Source organism: Rhodobaculum claviforme, from assembly GCF_016653255.1.
GTDB lineage: Bacteria > Pseudomonadota > Alphaproteobacteria > Rhodobacterales > Rhodobacteraceae > Rhodobaculum > Rhodobaculum claviforme.
Map to the genome: position 1 here is coordinate 1 of NZ_NHSD01000182.1, position 8,682 is coordinate 8,682.

At 72.9% G+C, this 8,682-nt stretch carries 8 protein-coding genes; 6 read left to right on the forward strand and 2 right to left on the reverse strand.

Features of this window, described 5'->3' with window-relative positions:
- The coding region (locus tag CCR87_RS06000; RefSeq protein ID WP_201156651.1) for a pseudouridine synthase at positions 1-765 on the reverse strand (765 nt) is incomplete at its 3' end.
- 143 nt (positions 766-908) lie between these two features.
- Here CCR87_RS06000 and CCR87_RS06005 point away from each other — a divergent pair.
- The 6 genes from CCR87_RS06005 to CCR87_RS06030 all read left to right on the forward strand — a co-directional run bounded on the left by CCR87_RS06005 (position 909) and on the right by CCR87_RS06030 (position 6,819).
- Positions 909-2,174 carry a glycosyltransferase N-terminal domain-containing protein gene (locus CCR87_RS06005; protein ID WP_201156652.1) on the forward strand — a complete coding sequence of 422 codons (1,266 nt, stop codon included), beginning with the start codon at positions 909-911 and terminating at the stop codon, positions 2,172-2,174.
- Positions 2,171-3,481, forward strand: coding sequence for a 3-deoxy-D-manno-octulosonic acid transferase (locus CCR87_RS06010; protein WP_201156653.1), 1,311 nt, complete (start codon positions 2,171-2,173; stop codon positions 3,479-3,481). The genes CCR87_RS06005 and CCR87_RS06010 overlap by 4 nt, the downstream gene beginning before the upstream one ends.
- Complete coding sequence (locus CCR87_RS06015) at positions 3,478-4,149, forward strand: acylneuraminate cytidylyltransferase family protein (RefSeq protein ID WP_201156654.1); 672 nt, start codon at positions 3,478-3,480, stop codon at positions 4,147-4,149. Before CCR87_RS06010 ends, CCR87_RS06015 begins: the two co-directional genes overlap by 4 nt.
- A gap of 40 nt (positions 4,150-4,189) precedes the next feature.
- Positions 4,190-4,663 carry an SsrA-binding protein SmpB gene (gene smpB, locus CCR87_RS06020; protein ID WP_201156655.1) on the forward strand — a complete coding sequence of 158 codons (474 nt, stop codon included), beginning with the start codon at positions 4,190-4,192 and terminating at the stop codon, positions 4,661-4,663.
- Positions 4,656-6,227, forward strand: coding sequence for an ATP-dependent DNA helicase (locus CCR87_RS06025; protein ID WP_201156656.1), 1,572 nt, complete (start codon positions 4,656-4,658; stop codon positions 6,225-6,227). Before smpB ends, CCR87_RS06025 begins: the two co-directional genes overlap by 8 nt.
- Positions 6,228-6,315: 88 nt before the next feature.
- Positions 6,316-6,819 (forward strand): L,D-transpeptidase family protein, encoded by a 504-nt coding sequence (locus CCR87_RS06030; protein WP_201156657.1) that lies wholly within the window; start codon positions 6,316-6,318, stop codon positions 6,817-6,819.
- 65 nt (positions 6,820-6,884) lie between these two features.
- On the opposite strand, the gene CCR87_RS06035 is transcribed toward CCR87_RS06030, so the two are convergent.
- The gene (locus tag CCR87_RS06035; RefSeq protein WP_201156658.1) at positions 6,885-8,537 is read right to left on the reverse strand and encodes an ABC transporter substrate-binding protein; all 1,653 of its coding nucleotides are present in this window, start codon (positions 8,535-8,537) and stop codon (positions 6,885-6,887) included.
- Positions 8,538-8,682: the final 145 nt, after the last annotated feature.

An 8,682-nucleotide genomic window follows, 5' to 3' on the forward strand; every position in this document is an offset into this window, starting at 1 on the left:
ACCTCGGGGGGCCTGGCCACGGGGGGCGGGGGCGCCATCCGGCTCCAGCCCCAGCTGGTCGCGCAGGACGCGCGCGGGCACCTCCTCCACCGCGCCGGGGGCGAGGTCGCCGAGCTGGAACGGCCCGTAGCCCACGCGGATCAGCCGGTTGACCACCAGCCCCACGGCCTCCATCGCGCGGCGCACCTCGCGGTTGCGGCCCTCGCGCAGGCCCACCGTCAGCCAGGCGTTGGCGCCCTGCTGGCGGTCCACGCGAACCTCCATCGGCTGGAACAGCTCGCGCTCGATCACGATGCCTTCGCGCAGGGGTTGCAGGCTGGCGTCGTCCGGCGTCCCGTTCACGCGCACGCGATACCGCCGCAGCCAGCCGGTCGAGGGCAGCTCCATCCGCCGCTTCAGGTCGCCGTCGTTGGTCAGCAGCAAGAGCCCCTCGGAGGTGATGTCGAGCCGCCCCACCGTCATCACCCGCGGCAGTCCCGCCGGGAGCCGGTCGAAGACGGTCTCGCGCCCCTCCTCGTCGCGCTCGGTGGTCACGAGGCCGGTGGGCTTGTGGTAGCGCCACAGCCGCGCGGGCTCCGGCGCGGGCAGGGGGCGGCCGTCGACCTCGATCCGGTCGGCGGGGGTGACGGTCAGGGCGGGCGTGTCGATCACCTTGCCGTTGACCGCGATGCGCCCTTCGGCGATCCAGACCTCGGCCTCGCGGCGCGAGGCCACGCCTGCGCGCGCCAGCACCTTGGCGATGCGCGCGCTGTCGTCTTCGGCCATGGCCGCTCTCCTTCGGAAATCTTGGCCTGCCATACTGCGCGCGCGCACGCTTGGCCAGCGGCGCTTGTGCGCGACCGCCCCGGCCCGTTAACTGGGTCCCGACCCGCCACCACCACCGTCCAGACCCCGGAGAAGCCCCGCGCGTGACCCGCACCCCGTTGTCCCTGCATGCCGCCCTGATGCTGGAGGGTATGGTGCCGCTGCTGGCGCCGGCCCTGCTGCGCCGCCGTCTGGCCCGCGGCAAGGAGGACCCCGCCCGCATGGCCGAGAAGCTGGCGCGCCCCACCCGGCCCCGCCCCGACGGGCGGCTGGTGTGGCTGCATGCCGTCGGCGTGGGCGAGGTGCTGGTGCTGCCGGCGCTGGCGGCGGCGTTGCAGGCGCGGGTGGCGGGGCTGTCGGTGCTGATCACCTCGTCCTCGCGGACCTCGGCGCAGGCGGTGGCGGGGGCGCTGGGGCCGGGGATGGTGCACCAGTACCTGCCCTTCGACTGCCCGGTGCATGCGCGCGCGTTCCTGGATCACTGGCGGCCCGCGCTGTCGGTCTGGGCCGAGCGCGACATCTGGCCCGCGCTGGTGGTGGAGGCGCACCGCCGCGCCATCCCGCTGGCGCTGGTGAACGGGCGGATGGACGCCGCCTCGCACCGGGCCAAGGCGCGGGCGCGGGGGTTCTACGGCGCGCTTTACGGCCGATTCGCCCATATCGGCGTGCAGGAGGCGCGCACGGCGGCGCATTTCGCGGATCTGGGTGCTGCGGCGCAGGTGACGGGGCGGCTGAAGGGCGGCGCGGCCCCGCTGACGGATGCGCCGGAGGTGCGCGCGGCGAACACCGCCCGGCTGGCGGGGCGGCGGCTGTGGCTCGCGGCCTCCACCCACCCGGGAGAGGAAGCGCTGGCCGCCGCCGCCCACGTCCGCCTGCGGCAGACCGACCCCGGCGCGGTGCTGGTGATCGCCCCCCGCCGCCCCGACCGTGCGGCCGACGCCATGGCCGCGGCCCGCGCGGCGGGGCTGGAGGCGGCACGCCTACCCGACGACGGGTGCCTGCCGGAGCAGGTGCCCGCGGTCTGCGTGGTGGGGCGCGTGGGCCAGATGGGGCTGTGGTACCGCCAGGCCGATGCCGCGTTCATCGGCGGATCGATCGCCCCGGTGGGCGGGCACAACCCCTACGAGCCCGCGCGGCTGGACTGCGCCATCCTGCACGGCCCGCACATCCACAACTTCGCCGAGGATTACGCCGCCTTCGCCGACGCCCGCGCCGCACGGCCCGTCACCGATGCCGCCACGCTGGCCGCCGCGCTGGCCGATCCGGGGCTGGCCGATCTGCCGCCCCGCGCGGCCCGCGTCGCCGCCGACGGCGCCGCCGTGCTCAGCGCCGAGGCCGGCCGGCTGGTGGCCCTGATGGACGCGCCATGACCCTGCTGCGGGCGGCGATCACGCTCTATCGGTTGCTGTGGTGGGCCGCGCTGCCGCTGGTGCTGGTGTATCTGTGGCGGCGCGGGCGGCGCGACCCTGACTATCGTCGGCACTGGAACGAGCGTTTCGGCGGCGGTGCCGTCCCCTCCGGCGCGGTCTGGGTGCATGCCGTGTCGCTGGGCGAGATGCGCTCGGCCGTGCCGCTGGTGCACGGGCTTCTGGACCGGGGCGAGACGGTCGTGACCACCCACCTGACCCCGGCCGGGCGCCGCGCCGCCCACGCCGCCTTCGGGCCCGAGATCGCGGCCGGACGGGTGATCCCGCGTTACCTGCCGTTCGAAACCCACCACGCCTGGGCGCGCGTCCTGCGCCGCGCCCGCCCGAAGCTGGTGATCGCGCTGGAGATCGAGATCTGGCCCGGCATGATCGCCGCCCTGCACCGCGCGGGCGTGCCGCTGGTGCTGGCCAACAGCCAGGTCCCCGAGGCCAGCCTGCCGCGCGCCCGGCGGCTGGCGCGCATCCTTGGCCATCCGGTGGCGCTGGTCCCGCTGGTGCTGGCCAAGTCCGAGCGGCACGCCGACCGCTTCCGCGCATTGGGGGCGCCGCGCGTGCAGGTCTGCGGCGAGTTGCGCTTCGATCAGGCGATCCCGCCCGCACAGATCGCCGGGGCAGCCGCGCTGCGCCCGGCGCTGGGGGGGCGCCCGGTGGTGACGCTGGCCTCGGTGGTGGCGGGCGAGGAGGACACCTACCTCGATGCCCTGTCGCGGCTGCGCGCGGCCCTGCCGGTGGCGCCGCTGGCGGTATGGGTGCCCCGCGCGCCCGAGCTGTTCGACGCCACCGCCGACCGGCTGGCGGCGGCGGGCCTGCGGGTGGCGCGGCGCAGCACCGCGCTGGACGGCGCGCTGGCGGCGACGCAGGACCTGAGCGGCATCGACGTGGCTCTGGGCGACAGCTTCGGCGAGATGTTCTTCTACCTCGCGCTGGGGGATGTGGCGGTGGTGGGCGGCGGCTTCGTGCCCAAGGGCGCGCACAACATCATCGAGCCGCTGGCGCTGGGCCGCCCGGTTCTGGTGGGCCCGAGTGTCTGGACGATCGAGTATCCGGGGCAGGAGGCGATGGCGGCGGGCGTGGTGACGCTGTGCACGGACGCGGCCGCGCTGGCCACCGCGCTGGCCGACCAGCTGACCGACCGGCTGGCCGACCCGGGCGACGATGCGGCGATGGCGGCGTTCCTGGACGCCCACGGCGGCGCCACCGCGCGCACGCTGGCCGCGCTGGCGCCGCTGCTGGAGGGGGACGGGACATGAAGCTGATCGCGCTGGTACCGGTGCGGGCCGGATCGAAGGGGCTGCCGGGCAAGAACCTCCGGCCGCTGGCGGGGGTGCCGCTGTGGCGCCGGGCGGTGAACCAGGGCCTGGCCGTGGGGGCCGAGGTCATCGTCTCCACCGACATCCCCGAAATCCTGTCGCACCCGCCCGAGGACGGCCTCCGCATCCTGCCCCGCCCCGAGGCGCTGGCGGGCGACACCGTGCCGATGGACCCGGTAATAGCGCATGCGCTGCGGGCGGTGCCCGGCCCGGCCACGGTGGTGCTGTTGCAGGCGACATCCCCCCTGCGCCGCCTGCGCGACATCCGCGCGGGGCTGGCGCTGCACGCCACCGGCGACTGGGACCTGGTGATGAGCGTGGCGCCCGCCGACGCGGGCGTGCTGAAATGGGGCCGGTTGGAGGGCGGCGCCTTTCGCCCGCTGGGCGACCCCGGGCACCCGTTCTCCAACCGTCAGAGCCTGCCGCCGGTGTGGCGCCCCGACGGCGCGGTCTATGTCTTTGACGCCGACGGCTGGCGCGCGCGCGGCACGCTTGCCTGTGACCGCATCGGCGCGGTCCGGGTCGCCCCCGACAGCGCGCTGGACATCGACACGGCGGCCGATTTCGCCCGCGCCGAAGCCGCGCTGGCCGCGCGCGGGGGCGCGTGACGCGCTGGACACACCCGCGCGCTTGGCCTATCCCCCGTCCATGCCGCCACGCTCCGATCCCAACTCGAAACTCATTGCGGAAAACCGCCGCGCGCGCTTCGATTACGCGATCGAGGACGACCTCGAATGCGGCATCATGCTGGAGGGGTCGGAGGTCAAGTCCCTCCGCCAGGGTGGCGCCAACATCGCCGAGAGCTACGCCAGCGTCGAAGACGGCGAGTTGTGGCTGATCAACGGCTACATCGCCCCCTATGGCCAGGCCAAGACCTTCGGCCACGAGGAACGCCGCAAGCGCAAGCTGCTGGTATCAAAACGCGAAATGGCCCGGCTGTGGGCGGAAACCGCCAAGAAGGGCAAGACGCTGGTGCCCCTTCGGCTTTATTTCAACAGCCGCGGCATCGCCAAGCTGGCCATCGGCATCGCCAAGGGCAAGAAGCTGGCCGACAAGCGCGCGACCGAGGCCAAGCGCGACTGGGATCGCCAGAAGCAGCGGATCCTCAAGGAAAATGGCTGAGGCGCCATCGCCTCGGGATGCAGGGCCGGTGACGGCGGACGCCCCGGACATCGTCTTTTCCGACGACCAGGCGGCGGCGTTCGACCGGTTGGCGGGGATGCTGGCGCAGGGGGGGGTGGACCTCGCGACCGGCGCGCTGATGCCGCCTGGCTCCGAGGCGGCACCGCCCCTGGCGGTTCTGGGCCGCGCAGGCTCCGGCAAGACGATGCTGCTGGCGGCGCTGACACGCGCGCTGACGGAGGCGGGCGTGGAGACGGTCAGCGCGGATTGGGAGGGGCGACGCCGCCGCGACCGGCGCACGCTGGCGGTGCTGGCGCCCACCAACAAGGCCGCCAGCGTCCTGCGCGGGCGCGGGGTGCCGGCGACGACGATCCACCGCATCCTCTATACCCCGGTCTATGACCCGCAGTACGAACGCATCGCGGAATGGCTGGCAGGGGGTGGCGCGCGCCCCGCGACGGATGCGCTGCCCGATGGGATGACGGATGCGCAGCTCGACCGCGCGCAGGCGTTCTATGCCACCATGCCGTCGATCCCCGGCGCGCTGGCGGCGGCGGGCTTGCGGGGCTCGGACTTCATCAAGGGGTGGAAGCGGCGCTCGGACCCGCTCGACATCGGGTTCGTGGACGAATCCTCCATGCTGGATGCCCGCGCGCTGGAGGATCTGCGGGAAATCTTTCCCCGCCTCGTGCTGTTCGGCGATCCCGCACAGCTGGCGCCCGTGGGCCAATCGGGCGAGATGGTGTTCGACCGCCTGCCCGAAGCCCAGCGCCTGACGCTCGCGCGCATCCACCGGCAGGCCGAGGACAACCCGATCCTCGATCTTGCCCACGCACTGGCCGACCCGCAGGTCGATTTCGAGGGCTTCGAGGACCGCGTCCGCACCGCCGCCGCCCGCGACGACCGCGTCGTCATGGCCGAACGGGTGGAGGCCGGGCTGATGGCGCGATCCCCGGTGCTGGTGTGGCGCAACGCCACCCGCATCCGGCTGATCCAGGCGTTCCGCACCGCCCATGACGCGCCGCCCGACAGCCTGTTGCCGGGGGAGCCGCTGATCTGCGACGGGCTGGAGCTGCCGCTGAAACACCGCAAGCGCCGGATCGAGCTGGAGGCAAAGGGGCTGATCAAGGGCGCGCAGGTGATCTATCTCGGGCCCGGCAAACGCCCCGGATTTTCCCGCCTGCATGTGCTCGGCGCCGAGGACCCGCAGCTCGGCGTCGCCTCCATCGTCAAGATCGAACACCCCGACGACGGCGGGGAGCCCTTCATCCCCTATGCCGCCAGCATGGGTGCGGTGTTCCTGCATGGTGCGGCCGTGACCATCCACAAGGCGCAAGGGTCGCAATGGCCCGAGGTGCAGGTCTTCGCCCCCGACATCCGCGCCGCCGCATACTCGGGCCGGATGGAGGCCGGGGTGCCGCTGTGGAAACGGCTGGCCTATGTCGCGATCACCCGGGCGCAACACCGGCTGCACTGGGTGATGCGCTACCGGCTGGGGCGGCCGGACGGGCCGTTGTCGGTCGATGACCTGCGCCCGGGTGGCCTTGCGCTGACACAGGGCTGAAAATCGGGACATTCGTCCGCATCTTGACGCTTCGCGGCGGGCCGGTGGGTGGTGTAGCGTTTCCGCAAAACACCATCGAGGCAGAAAAATGGGCATGATTCGGGTGGCGCTGGCCGTCCTCGTGGCAGCCGTGCTGGCGGGATGCGCGGGCGAGCGGTCGAGGTTCCTTGAGTATGACGGGCCGGAGGTGACCCGGATCGTCGTCTGGAAGGAACACCGTCTGATGGAATTGCAGCACCACGACCGGGTGCTGATGCAGGTGCCCATCAGCCTCGGCTTTGCGCCCGAGGGGCACAAGCAGCGCCGCGGTGACGGCCGCACCCCCGAGGGGACGTACATCATCGACCGGCGCAACCCCAACAGCGCGTTCCACCTGTCGCTGGGCATCTCCTATCCGGACGTCAACGACAATCTGGTCGCGCGCGAGGCCGGCGACGACCCCGGTGGCGACATCTTCATCCACGGCAAGGGGCCGCGTTTCGCCAATGCGTTCGGCGACTGGACCGCCGGGTGCATCGCGGTGACGGATGCCCAGATGGAGCGGATCTATGCCATGGTGCGCACCGGCACGCCCATCACCATCCTGCCCTGAGGCCCCGCCTCCACGACCCCCGGTCCCGGTCCCGCGCCATGGGGCCGGGGCCGGGTTCGGCCGGATCAGGCGGCAAAGCCCAGCTTGTAGGGATAGATCTCGAAGGCCGGGTGCGCCTCGGCACCGACGACGCCCGGGACGTGGTGGCGGAACACCGACGTCCAGTAAGGCTGGATGACGACCCCTTCCTCCTGCATCAGGGTCTGGATCCTCACCATCACCTCGCGGCGGGCGTCGGCGTCGGCGATCTGCAGCGCCTCGGCGATCAGGGCGTCGAACTCGGCGTTCTCGAAGCCGCTCTCGTTCCACGGCTCGCCGCTGCGATAGGCCAGCGCGAGGCTCTGGACCGCCAGCGGCCGGTGGCCCCAGTCGGTGGTCGAGAACGGGTAGTTCTGCCAGTCGTTCCAGAAGGTCGCCCCCGGCAGCACCGTCCGCTCCACCGGGATGCCCGCGTCGCGCAACATCGCGGCGGCGGCGTCCGCCGTGGGCCGGCGCCAGCTGTCGTCGATGGAGATCAGCTCGTGCACGAAATCGCCCATGCCCGCCTCCTCCATCAGGGCGCGGGCGGCGGCGGGGTCGAACACCGGCGGCTCGGGCAGCTCGGCGTATTCGGGGTGGATCGGGCAGACGTGGTGGTTCTCGGCCACCACGCCCCGGTCGTCATAGCCCAGCTCCAGCAGCACCGCGTTGTCCACCGCCATCGCCAGCGCCCGGCGCACGCGCACATCGGCATAGGGGCGGGTGCCATCGACCTCGGAGAGCTGGTTGGGACGGATCACCAGGGTGCGGGCGGTGACCGTCTCGGACCGCTCCATCACCGCGTCAAGCAGGTCGATGAAGTCGCCCACCGTCTCGTAGGTCATGTCGATCTCGCCGGCGTCGGCGGCGGCGATGGTGGCGCTCTGGTCGGTGCCGAGGTCGATGAACTCGATCCGCTCCAGCGCGGGGGCGCCGAAGATCTCCGTGCCCCACCAGTCGTGGTCGTCGTTGCGCAGCAGCACGCCGCGCACGCCGACCTCGTAATCGCCGGGCAGATAGGGGCCGGTGCCGACCGGGTTGCGCAGGATGTCCTGCCCGTCGTCGCCGTCCTGCACGATGGCGGCGGTGTAGTCCGAACAGGTCGCGATGATGGAGATGTCGGGCTCGGACAGGTTCAGCCGCACGGTCAGGTCGTCCACCACCTCGATCGCGCCATCACGGGCGGCGCCGGTGTCGGCGTCGATCAGCCCCGTCAGGCGCGAGGCCATCGAGTTGCCTTCGGCCGAGCGGTCGCACCAGCGGGTGAAGTTCCACGCCACGTCGCGCGCGGTGAAGGGGCTGCCGTCGTTCCACGTCACCCCGGGGCGCACGCGCAGGGTATAGCCCATGGCGTCGTCATCGACCTCCCACCCCTCCAGCAGCATGGGGTGAAAGCTGCCGTCGCGGTTGTATTCCACCAGATATTCCAGCCAGCCGCGCGCAAAGTTCGACAGCTGCGGCCAGTCGAAGCTGCGCGGGTCCTTGAGCGCGCGCACGTCCTGCTGGATGCGCAGCGTGCCACCCATGCGCCGCGCGGGCGTGTCGGCGCGCGGGGCCGCGACGCCCAGCAGGCCATAGGCCACCGGGACGCTGACGCCCAGCGCCGTCGCACGGGTCAGGAATTCGCGCCGTGACAGGCGGCCCTCGGCGACCTCGCGGGCATGCAGGCGGGCGGCGGGGTGGATGCGGGGATCGGACATGGCGGCTCTCCTGCGGCCGGAGGTTGGGGGTCAGAGGATAGGCGCCCCCCCATGGCGCGGCAACCGTCGGCAACAAGATCGCCCACCGCGCCCCGCCCCGCCCGCGCGCCCGTCACGCTTGCGCGGGGCGGCCGCGGAGTGGATT

Bases quoted from the DNA above. Each gene is read 5' to 3' on its own strand.
- CCR87_RS06010 (WP_201156653.1), top strand. From the start codon at position 2,171: ATGACCCTGCTGCGGGCGGCGATCACGCTCTATCGGTTGCTGTGGTGG.
- CCR87_RS06015 (WP_201156654.1), top strand. From the start codon at position 3,478: ATGAAGCTGATCGCGCTGGTACCGGTGCGGGCCGGATCGAAGGGGCTG.
- smpB (WP_201156655.1), top strand. From the start codon at position 4,190: ATGCCGCCACGCTCCGATCCCAACTCGAAACTCATTGCGGAAAACCGC.
- CCR87_RS06025 (WP_201156656.1), top strand. From the start codon at position 4,656: ATGGCTGAGGCGCCATCGCCTCGGGATGCAGGGCCGGTGACGGCGGAC.
- CCR87_RS06030 (WP_201156657.1), top strand. From the start codon at position 6,316: ATGGGCATGATTCGGGTGGCGCTGGCCGTCCTCGTGGCAGCCGTGCTG.
- CCR87_RS06035 (WP_201156658.1), bottom strand. From the start codon at position 8,537: ATGTCCGATCCCCGCATCCACCCCGCCGCCCGCCTGCATGCCCGCGAG.